The organism is Elizabethkingia argenteiflava, assembly GCF_009904105.1.
Lineage (GTDB): Bacteria > Bacteroidota > Bacteroidia > Flavobacteriales > Weeksellaceae > Elizabethkingia > Elizabethkingia argenteiflava.
Genome location: NZ_JAAABJ010000176.1, coordinates 1 through 233, shown reverse-complemented (window position 1 = coordinate 233; position 233 = coordinate 1). Strand labels below are relative to the sequence as shown.

Below are 233 nucleotides of genomic sequence, written 5' to 3'. Positions count from 1 at the left end.
CTGTTCTGAAGGAAAAGCACCTTTATTTTTGGTGATTTTGCGTATCTGGCGATGTACCCCTTCAATTGGATTGGTAGTATATATGCTTTTTCGTACTACCTCATCTTACTCGAAGAATGATGAGAGATTTAACCAATTGTCCAGCCAGGATTTGCAGGTCAGGGGATATTTTTTTGCCCACTTCTCTTCAAAGGCAAGCAGCCTTTGATTTCCCTGCTCTTCATTATTAGCCT

General features: G+C 40.8%; 1 pseudogene. It reads right to left on the bottom strand.

Annotated elements, in window-relative coordinates:
- A pseudogene (locus tag GNY06_RS15020) lies at positions 1 to 87 on the bottom strand (hypothetical protein); the annotation flags it as partial.
- Between the last annotated feature and the right edge of the window lie 146 nt (positions 88 to 233).